17 protein-coding genes are annotated in these 15,468 nt (G+C 70.1%); 9 read left to right on the top strand and 8 right to left on the bottom strand.

What is annotated here, in order from left to right; genetic code table 11:
• The 4 genes from AC07OA_RS16960 to AC07OA_RS16945 all read left to right on the top strand — a co-directional run.
• On the top strand, positions 1-207 hold a 207-nt coding region (locus tag AC07OA_RS16960), incomplete at its 5' end, for an aldehyde dehydrogenase family protein (RefSeq protein ID WP_494664981.1).
• Between the two features lie 181 nt (positions 208-388).
• Positions 389-1,084, top strand: coding sequence for an enoyl-CoA hydratase/isomerase family protein (locus AC07OA_RS16955; protein ID WP_494664980.1), 696 nt, complete (start codon positions 389-391; stop codon positions 1,082-1,084).
• Between the two features lies 1 nt (position 1,085).
• Positions 1,086-1,352: a hypothetical protein gene (locus tag AC07OA_RS16950; RefSeq protein ID WP_494664979.1), complete on the top strand. Its 267-nt coding sequence runs from the start codon at positions 1,086-1,088 to the stop codon at positions 1,350-1,352.
• A gap of 38 nt (positions 1,353-1,390) precedes the next feature.
• Complete coding sequence (locus tag AC07OA_RS16945) at positions 1,391-1,933, top strand: GNAT family N-acetyltransferase (RefSeq protein ID WP_494664992.1); 543 nt, start codon at positions 1,391-1,393, stop codon at positions 1,931-1,933.
• A 729-nt stretch (positions 1,934-2,662) separates the two neighbouring features.
• Here AC07OA_RS16945 and AC07OA_RS16940 read toward each other — a convergent pair.
• The 5 genes from AC07OA_RS16940 to AC07OA_RS16920 form a co-directional block, all read right to left on the bottom strand.
• A complete protein-coding gene (locus AC07OA_RS16940) occupies positions 2,663-3,823 on the bottom strand; it encodes an acetyl-CoA C-acetyltransferase (protein ID WP_494664978.1) in 1,161 nt (386 codons plus the stop codon).
• A 2-nt stretch (positions 3,824-3,825) separates the two neighbouring features.
• A complete protein-coding gene (locus AC07OA_RS16935; RefSeq protein ID WP_494664977.1) occupies positions 3,826-4,608 on the bottom strand; it encodes an enoyl-CoA hydratase/isomerase family protein in 783 nt (260 codons plus the stop codon).
• 4 nt (positions 4,609-4,612) lie between these two features.
• Positions 4,613-5,374, bottom strand: a complete 762-nt coding sequence (locus AC07OA_RS16930; RefSeq protein WP_494664976.1) for an SDR family NAD(P)-dependent oxidoreductase — start codon at positions 5,372-5,374, stop codon at positions 4,613-4,615.
• Positions 5,375-5,576: 202 nt separating this feature from the next.
• A complete protein-coding gene (locus AC07OA_RS16925; RefSeq protein WP_494664975.1) occupies positions 5,577-6,776 on the bottom strand; it encodes an acetyl-CoA C-acyltransferase in 1,200 nt (399 codons plus the stop codon).
• A gap of 10 nt (positions 6,777-6,786) precedes the next feature.
• The gene (locus AC07OA_RS16920) at positions 6,787-7,914 is read right to left on the bottom strand and encodes an acyl-CoA dehydrogenase family protein (RefSeq protein WP_494664974.1); all 1,128 of its coding nucleotides are present in this window, start codon (positions 7,912-7,914) and stop codon (positions 6,787-6,789) included.
• Between the two features lie 183 nt (positions 7,915-8,097).
• On the opposite strand from AC07OA_RS16920, the gene AC07OA_RS16915 reads away from it, so the two are divergent.
• Genes AC07OA_RS16915 through AC07OA_RS16905 form a run of 3 tightly spaced genes read left to right on the top strand, consistent with a single transcriptional unit; the run spans position 8,098 to position 10,927 of the window.
• Complete coding sequence (locus AC07OA_RS16915; protein WP_494664973.1) at positions 8,098-9,075, top strand: NAD(P)H-dependent flavin oxidoreductase; 978 nt, start codon at positions 8,098-8,100, stop codon at positions 9,073-9,075.
• Positions 9,075-9,851 (top strand): enoyl-CoA hydratase-related protein, encoded by a 777-nt coding sequence (locus AC07OA_RS16910; RefSeq protein WP_494664972.1) that lies wholly within the window; start codon positions 9,075-9,077, stop codon positions 9,849-9,851. Before AC07OA_RS16915 ends, AC07OA_RS16910 begins: the two co-directional genes overlap by 1 nt.
• Complete coding sequence (locus AC07OA_RS16905) at positions 9,848-10,927, top strand: CaiB/BaiF CoA transferase family protein (protein ID WP_494664971.1); 1,080 nt, start codon at positions 9,848-9,850, stop codon at positions 10,925-10,927. The genes AC07OA_RS16910 and AC07OA_RS16905 overlap by 4 nt, the downstream gene beginning before the upstream one ends.
• Here AC07OA_RS16905 and AC07OA_RS16900 read toward each other — a convergent pair.
• The 3 genes from AC07OA_RS16900 to AC07OA_RS16890 form a co-directional block, all read right to left on the bottom strand.
• The gene (locus AC07OA_RS16900; protein WP_494664970.1) at positions 10,924-12,156 is read right to left on the bottom strand and encodes an NAD(P)/FAD-dependent oxidoreductase; all 1,233 of its coding nucleotides are present in this window, start codon (positions 12,154-12,156) and stop codon (positions 10,924-10,926) included. The two genes, AC07OA_RS16905 and AC07OA_RS16900, sit on opposite strands and share 4 nt — an antisense overlap.
• Positions 12,157-12,196: 40 nt before the next feature.
• Positions 12,197-12,514 (bottom strand): 2Fe-2S iron-sulfur cluster-binding protein, encoded by a 318-nt coding sequence (locus AC07OA_RS16895; RefSeq protein WP_494664969.1) that lies wholly within the window; start codon positions 12,512-12,514, stop codon positions 12,197-12,199.
• A gap of 163 nt (positions 12,515-12,677) precedes the next feature.
• Positions 12,678-13,349: an SDR family oxidoreductase gene (locus tag AC07OA_RS16890; RefSeq protein ID WP_494664968.1), complete on the bottom strand. Its 672-nt coding sequence runs from the start codon at positions 13,347-13,349 to the stop codon at positions 12,678-12,680.
• A 314-nt stretch (positions 13,350-13,663) separates the two neighbouring features.
• On the opposite strand from AC07OA_RS16890, the gene AC07OA_RS16885 reads away from it, so the two are divergent.
• A complete protein-coding gene (locus AC07OA_RS16885) occupies positions 13,664-13,942 on the top strand; it encodes a hypothetical protein (protein WP_494664967.1) in 279 nt (92 codons plus the stop codon).
• A gap of 11 nt (positions 13,943-13,953) precedes the next feature.
• Positions 13,954-15,456, top strand: coding sequence for a class I adenylate-forming enzyme family protein (locus AC07OA_RS16880; RefSeq protein ID WP_494664966.1), 1,503 nt, complete (start codon positions 13,954-13,956; stop codon positions 15,454-15,456).
• Positions 15,457-15,468 lie beyond the last annotated feature (12 nt).

Raw genomic sequence — 15,468 nt, 5'->3', positions numbered from 1 at the left:
AATGTCGGCATGGTCGGGATCAACGTGCCGATCCCCGTGCCGGTGGCCTATCACAGCTTCGGCGGCTGGAAGCGCTCGGGGTTTGGCGACACCAACCAGTACGGCGCCGAGGGCGTGCGGTTCTACACCAAGGTCAAGACCGTCACCGCCCGCTGGCCCGAAGGCGAGGTCGAGGATTCGGCCTTCGTCATTCCCACCATGAAATAGGTCCCTCGGTGCGCCGTCTCTCCTCTCCGAGGCGGCCCCTCTTTGGCGGTTCGGGATTTCGGTCCCGAACCGCCGCTTTCCTGATTTCACCTTGCTTTCCTCAAGGGCAAGGGCGCCGACTGGAAGGACTCTTCGACAGCGAAAGGGGCGATCCAACGCCCGGGACATGGGAGCAAACGCCGTGATCATCTCTCCTCCACGCGCTTCGACCTCCGACACGACGGTCACCGTCACCTACCAGGGCGACCTGGCCGTGGTGGCCCTGGCGCGACCGACCGCCTCGGCCGCCGATCTCGCCACCGGATTGCAAAAGGCCGCCGATGGTCTGGTGGCCGACAACCGCGCCCTGGCCCTGATCCTGACCGGCGCGGGCACAGTCTTCTGCGCTCCCGAACCGGCCGAGACCGACGGCGCGGCCATGCCCGCCCTGCGCGAGGCCCTGCTGACCTTCCAGTCGCTGAACGTGCCCGTGGTCGCCGCCATCAACGGCGCGGCCGCGGGCCTTGGCCTGGGTCTGGCGCTGGCCTGCGACATCGCCTTCGTCCGCCCGCACGCCACCCTCAAGCCCTCGGGTCCCTATCACCTGGGCGCCCTGTGGTTCCTGTCGCGAAAGCTCGGCCGTTCGCGCGCCACCGACCTGGTCCTGGCCGGACGCACCATCACCGGCGCCGAGGCCTGCGAATTGATGCTGGCCCAGGACTGCATCGCCCGGCGCGATCCGGAATTCCTGGAGGAAGTGGTCCGGCGCACCGGCGGCCTGCTGAGCGGGACCCGCGCCTCGCGCGCGGCCGCCCTGCAACTGCTCCGCCACGCCGCCCTGCAAGGCCTGACCGAACACCTCGACGTCGAGGCGGCGGCCGCCGCCGCGAAACCCTGACATGGCCCTGCCGCCCGTCTTCACGCCGCCCTCCCCCGAGGGCGACATGGCGGCCCTCCACGGCGGCTTCGACGGCGCCCCCGCGCCCGAGGATCGCCGCCGCCAGACGCTTTGGCGGGTCGGTCGCTGGCTGCGCGCCCAGGGCGCGGCGCGTCCCGCCAGCCTGCGCCGGGCCGACGACGGGGTGATGATCGTCAACGGCCAGATCATCGGCGTCGACGCCTACGGCCAGATCCAGAACCTCTCCGCCATGCGCCGCGCGGGCTGACCGGCATGGTTCCCGCAAAGCGAAAAGACGTGGCCCAGATGGTCGCGGTCCTGGCCGCCGCCTTCGTCGACGAGCCGGCGCTCAGCTGGATCCTGCCCGATCCCGCCGACCGCCACGACCGCCTGACCACCTTCTTCGCCCCGATCATCAGGGGCACGATGCGTCACGGCCTGGCCCTGCGCTCTCCTGGCGGCGAGGCCGTGACGCTGTGGCGGCTGCCGGGCAAGATCCATCCCGGTTTCTGGGAGACGCTCAGCGGCCTGCCCGCCTTCAGCCGCGCTCTCGGCGATGGCCGGACGCGGGCCCAGGCCCTGAGCGCCACGCTGCGCGCTCATGAGCCGAACTTCCCCTACTGGTACCTGCAATTCGCCGGCGTCGCCCCGGCATTCCAGGGCAAGGGCTGGGGCGGGAAGGCAGTGCGCGCCGGCCTGGCCCAAGCCCGCGCCGCCGGCATGCCGGTCTATCTGGAGACCTCCAAGGCGGCGAACTTCACCTTCTACCGCCACCTCGGCTTCGAGTTGCTCGAGGAATGGGACGTGCCCGACGGCGGACCCCATGTGTGGGCGATGCTCTGGCGGTAGAGACGCGGCCGGGGACACGCCCTTGCGGCGTGTCCCCAAACCCATCCGCTGGGTATGACGATCTCGCGCCGTGGATGTTGATGGGGACACGCCGCAAGGGCATGTCCCCGGCTCTGGGCGCGTCAAGCTCCCGAAATCGCTGCGCTAAATCTTTATTCCCAGCAGGGTCTCAGACCTCCCGTATCCTGTACTCACCTGAAAGCACGGGAAGGGCGCACGTACGGCGACCGTTGCGACTTTCGGGGGCGATCGAGCGGGAAGCTCTGTCGGTGGTTCTCTTCGGAGGACAACCCTGTCCATCTGGTGCCGGCCGGGCCTCGAAAATAAACGGCGTTGGATGGGGACCGACTTTGCGGCAGGCGGGCGGTGATGCGCTCGCGGTCCGGGATCAGGCGCGTTGGCCCGGTTCCGCCCGTCGGAGGCTTCAAGGCGGCGAGGCCCTAACAGGGCTCAGCGTCGCGGGCTTTCGGATAACGGTCGCGCGAAGCGCTCCGACTTCGTCGAAACGGTATTCAAACTGCAAATCATCCGGGCGAGGCCCGGGCGCTTCGCACCCTTCCCAACCAGCTCATGGCCAGATTGGCGTGGGATCACACCCACTTGCCCCCACCTGACCGCTTCGCGGTCTGTCCGCCCCCGTAGGGGGCGGAGGACGCCGCACGCACGCAGCTCTTCCCCCTATGGGGGAAGACGACCGCGAAGCGGTCCGTAGGGGGGCAAGTGATGAATCTACAGCCGCTCGACGATCGTCACATTCGCGATGCCGCCGCCTTCGCACATCGTCTGCAGCCCATACCGACCGCCCCGCGCCTTCAGCGCATGCAGCAGGGTCGACATCAGTTTGGCGCCGGTCGCGCCCAGCGGGTGGCCCAGGGCGATGGCGCCGCCGTTGACGTTCAGCTTGGCCGGGTCGGCGTCCAGGGCCTTTTGCCAGGCCATGGGGATCGAAGCGAAGGCCTCGTTCACCTCGAACAGGTCGATGTCGTCCAGCGTCATGCCTGCCCGCTCCAGCGCCCGGTGGGTGGCGCGGATCGGCTCTTCCAGCATGATCACCGGGTCGCCGGCCGTGACCGTCAGGTTCACGATGCGGCCGATGGGGGTCAGGTTAAAGCGCTTCAGCGCCGCCTCGCTGACGATCAGGGCGCCCGAAGCGCCGTCGGTCATCTGGCTGGCGTTGGCGGCGGTGATCGTGCCGCCTTCCAGGATCGTCTTGACCCCGGCCATGCCCTCCAGCGAGGCGTCGAAGCGCACGCCCTCGTCCTGGTCGAACACGCCGTTGGCGGTGGCGACCGGCACGATCTCGTCCTTGAAGGCGCCGGCCTCGATAGCCGCGCGGGCCTTGCCGTGGCTGGCCAAGGCGAATTCGTCCATCTGCTCGCGGGTGAAGCCGTACTTGTCGGCGATCATCTGGGCGCCGCGAAACTGGCTGAACTCGGTGACGCCGTAGCGATCCTTGATCGCCTGAGACCACGGCCCCTCGCCCACTCCGGCCTGAGCATGCAGCGCGAAGTTCGAGCCCATCGGCACGCGGGTCATGCTCTCGGCGCCCGCCGCGATGACGATGTCCTGGGTGCCCGACATCACCGCCTGGGCCGCGAACTGGATGGCCTGCTGCGACGAGCCGCACTGGCGATCGATGGTCACGGCCGGCACGCTGTCGGGCAGCGACGAGGCCAGCACCAGGTTGCGGCCGAAGGCGAAGGACTGCTCGCCCGCCTGGGTCACGCAGCCGACGATCACGTCCTCGATGGCCGCCGGATCGATGCCGGAGCGCGCCACCAGGGCGTTGAGCACGGCCGCGCCCAGATCGGCGGGATGGGTTCCCGACAGCGCGCCCTTGCGGCGGCCGCCGGCGGTGCGCAGCGCCTCGACGATATAGGCTTCGGCCATGGTCACTTGTCTCCGGTGAAGTTCGGGGGACGCTTCTCGAGGAAGGCGGCGATGCCCTCCTTGCCCTGGGCGGTGCGGGCGAGGCTCGCGATGCCCCGGCTCTCGGCGTCCAGCTGGGCTTCCAGCGGCGCGACGGCGCCGTCCAGCAGCAGGCGGCGGGTGACGCCCAAGGCCGGCGTCGCCGCACGGGCCAGGTCTTGAGCCACCTCCATGGCCTCGGCCATCAGGTCGCCCTCGACGACCCGGGTGACCAGGCCGATGACGGCGGCCTCCTCGGCCGGCACCCGCTTGTTGCGCAGGCACAGCTCCTGGGCGCGGCGCAGACCGACCAGGCGCGGCAGCAGCCAGGTGGTCCCGCCGTCGGGCGACAGGCCGATGCCGGTATAGGCCAGGGCGAACTGAGCGCGCGGGCCGGCCAGGACGATATCGCCCAGGATCGCCAGCCCCACCCCGGCCCCGGCCGCGGAGCCGTTGACCGCCGTGACCACCGGCTTGTCCATCCGCAGCAGCCGGGCGACGGCGGCGTGGACGTAGACGGTGATCTCCTTGAGGAAGGCCGGCAGCTGGTCGCCGGCTTTCGCGAACGAGGCCACGTCGCCGCCGGCGCAGAACAACTTGCCCGCGCCGGTCAGCAGTACGCAGCGGACGGCGTCGTCCTCGTCGCAGGCGATCACCGCGTCCATCAGGGCCCGCGCCGTCGGCAGGTCCAGGGCGTTGCCGACCTCGGGCCGGTTCAGGGTGATCGTGGCGACGGGGCCGTCGCGCTCGAGGAGGACGACGCTCATGGCCTTAGCGCGGCGCCATGCGGATGGCGCCGTCCAGGCGGATGACCTCGCCGTTCAGCATCGGATTGGCGACGATGGCGCCGACCATCTGGGCGTACTCTTCCGGCTTACCCAGGCGGCTGGGGTGCGGGACCTGCTGGCCCAGCGAGTCCTGGGCGGCCTGCGGCAGACCCATCAGCATCGGGGTCAGGAAGATGCCCGGGGCGATGGTCACCACGCGGATGCGGTGCTGGGCCAGGTCCCGAGCGGCGGTCAGGGTCAGGCCCACCACCCCGCCCTTGGACGAGGCGTAGGCGGCTTGGCCGATCTGGCCGTCATAGGCGGCGACCGAGGCGGTGTTGACGATGACGCCGGCTTCCTCGCCCTCGATCCCGGCGGCCACGGCGCGAGCCGCGAACTTGGAGATCATATTGAAAGTGCCGATCAGGTTGACCTCGATGGTCTTGCGATAGACGTCCAGCGAGTGGGGCGAGCCGTCCTTGGCCACGACGCGGGCAGCCGGCGCCACGCCGGCGCAGTTGACCAGCACGCGGGCCACGCCGTGGGCGGCCTCGGCGGCCTCAAAACCGGCGATGGCGCTGGCCTCGTCGGCCACGTTGACCTTGACGAACAGGCCGCCGATTTCGGCGGCGGCGGCGACGCCGATCTCTTCGTTCAGGTCGAAGATCGTGACCTTCGCGCCTTGCGCGGCCAGCAGCTTGGCCGTGGCGTTGCCCAGTCCCGAAGCGCCGCCGGTGACGATCGCGCCCACACCCTTCAAGTCCATCGGTTCCGTCCTTCTTCGCGTCCAAGCGCGTCGTTCAATTGATACTGCGCGGGCTATGGCCTGACTCGAGGCTCCCGCCTCGCGGTCAAGGTGCGTGGCGAGGCGGCGAGACTGGGTTAGGGCCCGATGTCACCGCCTCGCCCGCTGGCGCCGTCCCGGGCGCCACATCCGACCGGACCCCCATCCGGTCGAAACGGAAACTCTAGACCAGCTCGACCGCCATGGCCGTGGCCTCGCCGCCGCCGATGCACAGGCTGGCGACGCCGCGCTTCAGGCCGCGATTTTCGAGGGCGCCCAGCAGGGTGGCCAGGATCCGCGCGCCGCTGGCGCCGATGGGGTGGCCCAGGGCGGTGGCCCCGCCGTTGACGTTGAGCTTGTCGTCGGGAATGCCCAGGTCGCGGGCGGCGATCATCGCCACCACCGCGAAGGCCTCGTTGACCTCGAACAGGTCGACGTCGTCGACGGTCCAGCCGATCTTGTCGAGCAGCTTGCGCATGGCCGGCACCGGCGCCGTGGTGAACAGGCCCGGCTCGTGGGCGTGGCCGTCGTGACCGACGACGCGGGCGATGACCTTCAGCCCCAGCTTCTCGGCGACGCTCTGGCGGGTCATGACCAGAGCCGCGGCGCCGTCCGAGATCGACGAGGCGTTGGCGGCGGTGATCGTGCCGTCCTTGAGGAAAGCGGGCTTCAGGGTCGGGATCTTCTCGGGCTTGGCCTTGCCGGGCTGCTCGTCGACCGAGACAGTGACCGGTCCACCACGCGAGGCGACCGAGACCGGCACGATCTCGCGCTCGAAGGCGCCATCGGCGATAGCCTTGTTGGCCCGTTCCAGCGAGCGGATCGAATAGGCGTCCTGGTCTTCGCGGGTGAACTGGTACAGCTCGACGGCGTCCTCGGCGAAGGCGCCCATGGCCTTGCCAGGGGTGTAGGCGTCTTCCAGGCCGTCCATCATCATGGTGTCGATCACCACGCCATGGCCGATGCGGGCGCCGGAGCGATGCTTGGGCAGGGCGTAGGGGGCGTTGGTCATGCTCTCCATGCCGCCGGCCACGATCACGTCGGCGCTGCCGGAGGCCAGGGCGTCATAGGCCATGATCGCCGCCTCCATGCCCGAGCCGCACATCTTGTTGACCGTGGTGGCCCGGGTCGACTGCGACAGCCCCGCGCCCAGCGCCGCCTGGCGGGCCGGGGCCTGACCGAGGCCGGCCGGCAGGACGCAGCCCATATAGATGCGCTCGACGGCGTCCGAAGCCACGCCCGACCGCTCGACCGCCGCCTTGACGGCCGCCGCGCCCAGTTCGGTGGACTTCAGGCCCGAGAGGTCGCCCTGGAACCCGCCCATGGGTGTGCGGGCATAGCCGGCGATGACGACGGGATCGGCTGCTTGATCAGCGATGGGCATGACGGTCTCCTCAAAGGGCACGGGCGATCACCATCCGCTGGATGTCGGACGTGCCCTCGTAGATCTGGCAGACGCGGACATCGCGATAGATCTTCGCGAGCCCGTATTCCTCGAGATAGCCGTAGCCGCCCAGGGTCTGGATCGCGCCCGACACCACCGCCTCGGCGGTCTCCGACGCGAACAGCTTGGCCATCGAGGCCTGGGTCAGGCAGGGCTCGCCGGCGTCCTTCAGGGCGGCGGCGGCCAGCACCATCAGGCGGGCGGCCTCCAGGCGGGTGGCCAGGTCGGCCAGGCGGAAGCCCACGGCCTGGTGTTCGATGATCGGCTTGCTGAAGCTGGCGCGCTCCTTGGCGTAGCCGACGGCGATGTCGAGGGCGGCGCGGGCCATGCCGATGCACTGGGCGGCGATGCCGATGCGGCCGACCTCCAGGTTCGACAAGGCGATGCGATAGCCCTCGCCCTCCCCGCCCAGCATCAGGGCGTCCTCGATGAACAGGTCCTCGAAGCGGATGGCGCAGGTGTCGGAGGCGGCCTGGCCCAGCTTGTGCTCGACCTTGTCGACCGAGTAGCCGGCACGGTCGGTGGGAACCAGGAAGGCCGATATGCCCTTCTTGCCGGCCGCCGGATCGGTGACCGCGAAGACGATGGCGAGGCCCGCGATACGGCCGGAGGTAATGAACTGCTTGGCCCCGTTCAGCCGCCAGCCGCCTTCGACACGCGTGGCCCGGGTGCGGATGGCCGAGGCGTCCGAGCCGGCGTCGGCCTCGGTCAGGGCGAAGGCGCCGATCATCCGGCCGGCGATCAGCTCGGGCAGAAACTGCGCCTGCTGCGCGGGCGTACCCAGCCGCAGCAGGGCCGAGACGATCAGGCTGTTCTGGATCGACAGGATGGTCGACAGCGCCCCGTCGCCGGCGGCCACCTCGATCAGGGCCAGGGCGTAGGAGATGTAGTCGGCTTCCGCGCCGCCAAACGCCTCGGGCGCGGTCATGCCCATCAGGCCAAGGCCCGCCACCTCTTCGAACAGGCCCGGCGGATAGCCGCCCGCCGCCTCGTACGACGCGGAATTCGGCCGCACGCGTTCCTGAACGAACTCGCGCACCGCGTCGCGGATGGCCGATTGCGTCTCGGTGAGGACCATGAAAACCCGGGAAGTTTGAAACCTACTCCAGAGTAGGTCTCCGGAGTTTTGCGTCCTTCGTCAATCTGCCAAAGCCGCAAGCAGCGCAACAGATCATCGCCGCGATGCCGCCCCCGGATCATATTGACAGGCCCGGGGAGCCCGCTCACCTACCCGCGAGTAGAAAACTGGGAGGGGGCTGAAATGGGTATCCGCACACGCTTTACCGAGCTGGTCGGCATCGAGCATCCCATCGTGCAGGGCGGCATGATGTGGGTGGGCCGCGCCGAGCTGGCGGCGGCGGTGTCCAACGCCGGGGGCCTGGGCCTGCTGACCGCCCTCACCCAGCCCTCGCCCGACGAGTTGCGCCGCGAAATCGAGCGCTGCCGCAAGCTGACCGACAAGCCGTTCGGCGTGAACCTGACGATCCTGCCCTCGGTCTCGCCGCCGCCCTACGCCGAGTACCGCAAGGCGATCATCGACAGCGGGATCACCATCGTCGAGACCGCCGGCTACAAGCCGCAAGAGCATGTCGACGACTTCAAGGCGCATGGGATCAAAGTGATCCACAAGTGCACCGCCGTCCGTCACGCCCTCTCGGCCGAGCGGATGGGCGTGGACGCCATCAGCATCGACGGCTTCGAATGCGCCGGCCACCCGGGCGAGGACGATATTCCCGGCCTGATCCTGATCCCGGCCGCCGCCGACAAGGTGAAGATCCCGATGATCGCCTCGGGCGGCTTCGGCGACGGACGCGGCCTGGCCGCGGCCCTGGCCCTGGGCGCCGAGGGCATCAACATGGGCACCCGCTTCTGCGCCACGGTCGAGGCCCCGATCCACGACAAGATCAAGCAGTTCCTGGTCACCAACGACGAGCGCGCCACCAACCTGATCTTCCGCACCTTCCACAACACCGGCCGGGTGGCCAAGAACTCGGTGTCCGACCGGGTGGTGGCGCTGGGCGGCGAACCGGGGGCGGTGTTCGAGGACGTGCGCCCATACGTCTCGGGCGCCCAGGGCCGCAACGCCCTGGAGACCGGCGACGTCGACGCCGGCCTGATCTGGGCCGGCCAGGTCCAGGGCCTGATCCACGACATCCCCACCTGCCAGGAACTGATCGACCGCATCGTCGGCGACGCCGAGGCGATCATCCGGGGCCGCCTGGCGGGGCTGGTGGCCTGATGGCGTACGAGTTCCTGACGGTCGAGAACGTCGGCCGCGTCACCGTCGTCACCATCAACCGGCCAGATCGGCACAACGCGCTGAACGCCGCGGCCCAGATCGAGCTGGCCCAGGCCTTCGACGCCTTCGAGGCCGACGACGAGCAGTGGGTGGCGATCCTGACCGGCGCGGGTCCCAAGGCCTTCTGCGCGGGCCACGACCTGATGTCGCCCATGCCGCTGAGCAGCGCCGACCTGCCGCCCTCGGGCTTCGGCGGGATCACCTCGCGCTTTAGCCTGACCAAGCCGGTGATCGCGGCGGTCAACGGCATCGCCATGGGCGGCGGGTTCGAGATCGCCCTGGCCTGCGACATCGTCGTGGCCGCCAAGAACGCCACCTTCGCCCTGCCCGAGGTCAAGGTCGGCCTGGCCGCCCTGGGCGGCGGCATACTGCGCCTGCCCCAGGAGATCGGGCTCAAGCGCGCCATGGGCCTGATGCTGACCGGTCGTCGCCTGTCCGCCGCCGAGGGCCTGTCGCTGGGCATCGTCAACGAGGTGGTCGAGACCGACGCTCTAGGCGCCGCCATGCGCTGGGCCGAGGAGATCCTGGCCTGCAGCCCGATGTCGGTTCGCGCCACCAAGGCCACCGCCTTGCAGGGTCTGGCCGAGCCCCTGCCCTCGGCGATGGAAAGCCAGTGGTCCTATCCCGCCGTACGGGCCATGCTCGCTTCGGAGGACGCGGCCGAGGGTCCCGCCGCCTTCGCCGCCAAGCGCGCCCCGGAGTGGAAAGGCAAATGACCAAGGGCCCGCTCAGCGGACTGCGCGTCGTCGAGTTCGTCGGCATCGGCCCCGGACCGCACTGCGCCATGCTGCTGTCGGACCTGGGCGCGGAGGTGTTGCGCATCGACCGCGAGGGCGGCAACGGCTGGCCCAATCCCGTGGTCGATCGCGGCCGCGCCACCCTGACGGTGGACGTCCGAAGCGAGGCCGGCCGCGCCCAGTGCCTGGACGCGGTCGCCAACGCCGACGTGGTCATCGAGGGCTTCCGCCCCGGGACCATGGAACGCCTGGGCCTGGGGCCGGACGTCCTGCTGGCCCGCAATCCGCGCCTGGTCTTCGGCCGCGTAACCGGCTGGGGCCAGACCGGCCCCCTGGCCAAGGCGGCGGGCCACGACATCAACTACATCGCCATCACCGGCGCCTTGGCCGCCATCGGCAAGCCGGGGGAACCGGCCGTGCCGCCGCTGAACCTGGTGGGCGACTTCGGCGGCGGCTCGATGCTGCTGGCCTTCGGGATCATGGCGGCGCTTTGGGAGCGCGAGCGCTCGGGCAAGGGCCAGGTGGTCGACGCGGCCATGGTGGACGGGGTCTCGTCGCTGATCAGCATGCTGGCGGGCCTGGCGCCCAGCGGCCGGATCGACATGGCCCGCGACGCCAACCTGCTGGGCGGCGCCGCGCCGTTCTACCGCTGCTACCTGTGCGCCGACGGCGGCGAGATCGCCATCGGCCCGTTGGAGCCGCAGTTCTACGCCCAGCTCTTGAAGCTGATCGATGCTCCGGCGGAGCTCCACGAACGCCAGAACGATCCGGAGAATTGGCCCGAACGCAGCCAAGCCCTGGCCGAGATCTTCCGCACACGCACCGTCGCCGACTGGTGCGCCCTGCTGGAAGGCACGGACGCCTGCTTCGCCCCGGTCATCGACCTGAAGGACGCGCCCGATCATCCGCACATGGCCGGACGCGGCGTCTATGTGGAGCACGACGGGATCAAGCAGGTCGCGCCCGTTCCGCGCTTCTCGCGCACCCCCGGTTCGATCCAGGCGCCGGCCGACGGTGCGGCGATGGTCGAGCGCTGGAACGCGGCCGAACGCTAGACCGGTTCGGCCGCCAGGTCCTTGAGCGGCACGGTCGCGTCCGCCAGGCGGGCCGGATCGACGCGGGCGCCGTCCACCACCAGCTTGCGCCCCTGGACGTAGTCCTTCACCGCATTGACGCAGTCGAGCGCGATCACCCGGCCGGCCTTCAGATAGACGATGGAGAAGCTGCGGGCGGTCGTGTCGCCGCGCACCACGGCCTGGTCGAAGCCGATGGAGAGGCCCACCGTCTGCAGCTTGATGTCGTACTGGTTGGACCAGAACCAGGGCGTGGCGTCGTAGTCCACCGGCGTTCCGAGGATCGCCTTGGCGGCCACGGCGGCCTGGTCGTTGGCGTTTTGGACCGACTCCAGCCGCACCTGCGCGCCCTCGGCGTAGCGATTGGCGTGCCGGGCGCAGTCGCCGATGGCGAAGACGTCCGGCAGGCTGGTGCGGCAATGGCCGTCCACGGCCACGCCGTTGCCGCCCTCGGCGCCGGCCGCGACCAGCGGCTCGACGGCGGGGATGATCCCGATGCCGACGATCACCATCTGGGCCTCCAGAACCTCGCCGTCGGCCAGGCGCACGCCGGTGACGACGGTGTCGCCCAGGACGCGGTCGACACCAACGCCCAGCCGCACGTCCACGCCATGGGCGCGGTGCTCGGCCTCGATGAAGCGCGACAGGTCCTCGCCGGCCACGCGGGCCAGCACGCGGTCCAGCGTCTCGATCAGCACGACCTTCTTGCCGAACTTCGACAGCACGGCGGCGGCCTCCAGGCCGATATAGCCGCCGCCGATCACCACCGCTTGAGCGACGTCCGGCAGTTCGGCCATCATCCGGTCGGCGTCGGCGCGGGTGCGGACGGTGTGCACGCCCTTCAGGTGATGGGCGCCCGGCAGTTCGCGCGGCGCGCCGCCGGTGGCCCAGACCAGATGCTTGTAGCCGATGACCTCCCCGGCCTGGGTCGTGACCGTATGGGCGGCCGCGTCGACCGAGACCACGGTCGTGTTGAACTGGAACGTCACCTGCCGCTCGGCCCAGAAGCTGTCCGGCCGGATCATGATCCGCTCGAACGTCTTGTCGCCGGCCAGATATTCCTTCGACAGCGGAGGACGCTCGTAGGGCAGCTCGGGCTCGGCGCCGACGACCAGAATCCGGCCCTCGAACTTGCCCTGGCGCAGGGCGATGGCGCAGGCCGCGCCCGCATGGCCCGCGCCGACGATCAGGACGTCCGTTTCGCTACGCATTCGACAATTCCATGGTCTTCTTCGGCCGCTGGGCCGAGGCCTAGTCCTCTTCGGCGATCTGCACCTTCATGCCGTCCAGCGCGTCGCTGAAACGCAGCTGGCACGACAGGCGCGAGCGCTCGTCGCGGTGGGGCGAGCTGTCGAGCAGGTCGTTCTCGTCGTCGGTCATCTTCGGCAGCTTGTCGGCGAAGGCCGGATCGACATGGACGTGGCAGGTGGCGCAGCTGCAGCAGCCGCCGCACAGGGCCAGCAGCTCATCGAACCCGGCGTCACGGATCATCTCCATGACCGTCACCCCGGTGTCGCCCTCGATCTCGCGTTCCTCGCCTTCGCGGGTGACGACGATCAGCTTTGGCACGATGAAGCTCTCCGATGTAGCCGCGACCAAACTGGTCGCGGAAGCAGCACAAGTCTTGCCGAATGCACCATGCCCGCCCCGCGAACAAGGCGGCGGCGATGGTTTCGGCGCGGAACCGTCTTACCGACGGTAAGATATCGCCATACCGTAGGTTTGATCCCGATCAGACCCGGCCGGTCACGGGCAGCAGCGCGCCGGTCACGGCCGAGGCCTGGGACGACAGCAGGAAGGCCACGACATTGGCCAGGGCCTCGGGCGTCACCCAGCGCGTGAAGTCGGCGTCCGGCATGTCGCTGCGATTGGCCTGGGTGTCGATGATGCTGGGCAGCACGGCGTTGACCCGCACGCCCACGTCCTTCAGCTCCTCGGCCAGGGCCTCGGTCAGCCGGGCGACGCCGGCCTTGGAGGCCGCATAGGCGCCCATGCCCATGGCCGCCTTGATCGAGGCGGCGGCCCCGACGTTGACGATCGATCCTTGCGAGGCCCGCAACAGCGGCTCCAGCGCGCGAGTGGCGACCAGGGCGGTCTTCAGGTTCATGGCGTAGAGGCGGTCCCAGGTGGCGACCTCGCCGCCGACCACCGGCTCCCACCGGAAGCCGCCGGCGATGTTGACCAGGCCGTCCAGCCTGCCGAACCGCGACTCGATCTGGTCGGCCGCCGCCTTCATCGCGGCCTCGTCGGTCAGGTCGACGCCGCCCAGCCCCAGGGCCATGCCTTCGAACGGACCGTCGGCGAGGTCGACGCCCACCACGGTCCAGCCGGCCCGCGCCAGCACCTCGGCCGTCTTCCGACCCAGCGCGCCCGCCGCGCCCGTGACCGCCACCGTGCCCGTCATGTCCTGCTCCCCTCGCCGCGCGTCCAACATATCGCCGTCGTCTCGACCGGCGGCCGGCTGGCCTCGCGAAGACTTGGCCGGGTCACCGACCATATCCTCCCAGCGATGACCAGGTCTCGACTTGAGCGTTAATATCGCCAGGGCGCGGGGATGCTGGGGCCGTTACTCTCATCGTCGCCGCGATGCCTTCGGCCTGCGACGTTGCCGCGCTTGATACGCCCGGGCGAAGCAATAGGAACAGAAGAAGAGAACTTGGCCCAGCGGCGCCCGAGACGCTCGCCTGATCAATACCGAGGACGGCCATGAAGCCTGGAATGAAGCTACTCAGCAGCGTCTGCGACACCGAGGTGATGGTGATCCGCGCGGGCGCCGGAACCGTCGAATGCGGCGGCGCGCCGATGGCCGACAAGCGTCCCGCCGAGCGTGGCGAGATCGACCCGGCCTTCTCCGCCGGCTCGCAGATCGGCAAGCGCTATGTCGATGAGGCCGGCACGGTCGAGTTCCTGTGCGTGAAGGCCGGCAAGGGCAACCTGTCGCTCGACGGCGTCGCGCTGCAGACCAAAGAAGCCAAGCCGCTGCCCTCCTCCGACTGAGTCTTGCTCCCATGAATATCTCGCTGATCCTGCAGATGGCGGCCGACGCGGAGCCGGATCGTATCGGTCTGGTCTGCGACGGGCGGCGCTGGTCCTACGCGGCGCTGCGAAGCGCGGCCGTGGGCGCGGCGCGCGGCATCCGCGAGAGCGGCTGCAGCCATGTGGCCCTGCTGGACGAGAGCAGCGAGGCCGCGGCCATCGCCCTGTTCGGCGCCGCCCTGGCGGGTGTGCCCTATGTGCCGCTGAACTACCGCCTGGCCGAGGCCGACCTGGCCGCCCTGTTGGGCCGCGTAGCCCCGGCCTACATCGTCGGCGACGCCGCCCAGATCCAGCGCCTGAGCCCGGGTGTCGGCCACGTCGTCAAGGCCCGGGCCGAGTTCGTCGCCGAGGCCGAGGCCCGCGCCGAGGGGCCCGAGCTTGAGGAAGGCGACGAGACCGTCGCCGTCCAGCTGTTCACCAGCGGCACCACCGCCGCCCCCAAGGCCGCCGTGCTGCGCCACTCCAACCTCTTGTCCTACATCCTGGGCACGGTCGAGTTCGCCTCGGCGCCGGAGGAGGACGCGGTGCTGGTCAGCGTGCCGCCCTACCACATCGCCGGCATCGCCGCCCTGCTCAGCTCGATCTATGCCCTGCGGCGCATCCTGCTGCTGCCGGCCTTCGAACCCGACGCCTGGCTGGCCCTGATCGCGGCCGAGCGGGCCAGCAACGCCTTCGTCGTGCCCACCATGCTGTCGCGGATCATCGGCCGCATCGACGCCAAACGCGCTGAGGGGGGCGCCAGCGCCGACGTCAGCTCGCTGAAGGCCCTGGCCTATGGCGGCGGCCGCATGCCGCTGGAGCTGATCGGCCGGGCGCTGGAGCTGTTCCCCGCCTGCGGCTTCACCAACGCCTACGGCCTGACCGAGACCAGCTCGACCGTCGCCCTGTTGGGCCCGGAAGAGCACCGCGCCGCCCACGGCGCGACCGACGAGGCCGTGCGGGCCCGCCTGGGCTCGGTGGGCCGCCCCCTGCCGACCATCGAGCTGGAGATTCGCGACGAGGACGGCAAGCCTCTCCCGCCCGGCGAGCGCGGCGAGATCTATGTCCGGGGCGAGCAGGTCTCCGGCGAGTATCGCGAGCGCAGCGCCCTGGACGCCGAGGGCTGGTTCCCCACCCGCGACGCCGGCTGGCTGGACGACGAGGGCTATCTGTTCCTGGCCGGCCGGGCCGACGACGTGATCGTGCGCGGCGGCGAGAACATCTCGCCCGGCGAGATCGAGGACGTGCTGCTGACCCACCCGGCCCTGGCCGACGCCGCCGCCGTGGCCGTGCCCTCGGTGGAATGGGGCGAGACCGTCGGCGTCGCCCTGGCCGCCCGCGAGGGCCACAGCGCGCCCAGCGAGGACGAGCTCAAGACCCTGATCCGGGGCCGGCTGCGCTCTTCCCGCGTGCCCGAACACATCGTATTCGTCGACGCCCTGCCCTATAACGAGATGGGCAAGCTGCTGAGGCGAGAGGTACGCAAACTCTTCTGAAACCCGGCCTCG

Source organism: Caulobacter sp. GW821-FHT09B08 (genome assembly GCF_059418225.1).
Note: the sequence above shows the minus strand (reverse complement) of the source record. Positions and strands in the feature narration are given on the sequence as shown.

Excerpts from the sequence above, each read along its gene's own strand:
- AC07OA_RS16950 (WP_494664979.1), top strand. The coding sequence starts at position 1,086 with ATGGCCCTGCCGCCCGTCTTCACGCCGCCCTCCCCCGAGGGCGACATG.
- AC07OA_RS16930 (WP_494664976.1), bottom strand. The coding sequence starts at position 5,374 with ATGGACTTGAAGGGTGTGGGCGCGATCGTCACCGGCGGCGCTTCGGGA.
- AC07OA_RS16905 (WP_494664971.1), top strand. The coding sequence starts at position 9,848 with ATGACCAAGGGCCCGCTCAGCGGACTGCGCGTCGTCGAGTTCGTCGGC.
- AC07OA_RS16890 (WP_494664968.1), bottom strand. The coding sequence starts at position 13,349 with ATGACGGGCACGGTGGCGGTCACGGGCGCGGCGGGCGCGCTGGGTCGG.
- AC07OA_RS16920 (WP_494664974.1), bottom strand. The coding sequence starts at position 7,914 with ATGGTCCTCACCGAGACGCAATCGGCCATCCGCGACGCGGTGCGCGAG.
- AC07OA_RS16940 (WP_494664978.1), bottom strand. The coding sequence starts at position 3,823 with ATGGCCGAAGCCTATATCGTCGAGGCGCTGCGCACCGCCGGCGGCCGC.
- AC07OA_RS16935 (WP_494664977.1), bottom strand. The coding sequence starts at position 4,608 with ATGAGCGTCGTCCTCCTCGAGCGCGACGGCCCCGTCGCCACGATCACC.
- AC07OA_RS16885 (WP_494664967.1), top strand. The coding sequence starts at position 13,664 with ATGAAGCTACTCAGCAGCGTCTGCGACACCGAGGTGATGGTGATCCGC.
- AC07OA_RS16910 (WP_494664972.1), top strand. The coding sequence starts at position 9,075 with ATGGCGTACGAGTTCCTGACGGTCGAGAACGTCGGCCGCGTCACCGTC.
- AC07OA_RS16925 (WP_494664975.1), bottom strand. The coding sequence starts at position 6,776 with ATGCCCATCGCTGATCAAGCAGCCGATCCCGTCGTCATCGCCGGCTAT.
- AC07OA_RS16880 (WP_494664966.1), top strand. The coding sequence starts at position 13,954 with ATGAATATCTCGCTGATCCTGCAGATGGCGGCCGACGCGGAGCCGGAT.
- AC07OA_RS16900 (WP_494664970.1), bottom strand. The coding sequence starts at position 12,156 with ATGCGTAGCGAAACGGACGTCCTGATCGTCGGCGCGGGCCATGCGGGC.
- AC07OA_RS16915 (WP_494664973.1), top strand. The coding sequence starts at position 8,098 with ATGGGTATCCGCACACGCTTTACCGAGCTGGTCGGCATCGAGCATCCC.
- AC07OA_RS16945 (WP_494664992.1), top strand. The coding sequence starts at position 1,391 with ATGGTCGCGGTCCTGGCCGCCGCCTTCGTCGACGAGCCGGCGCTCAGC.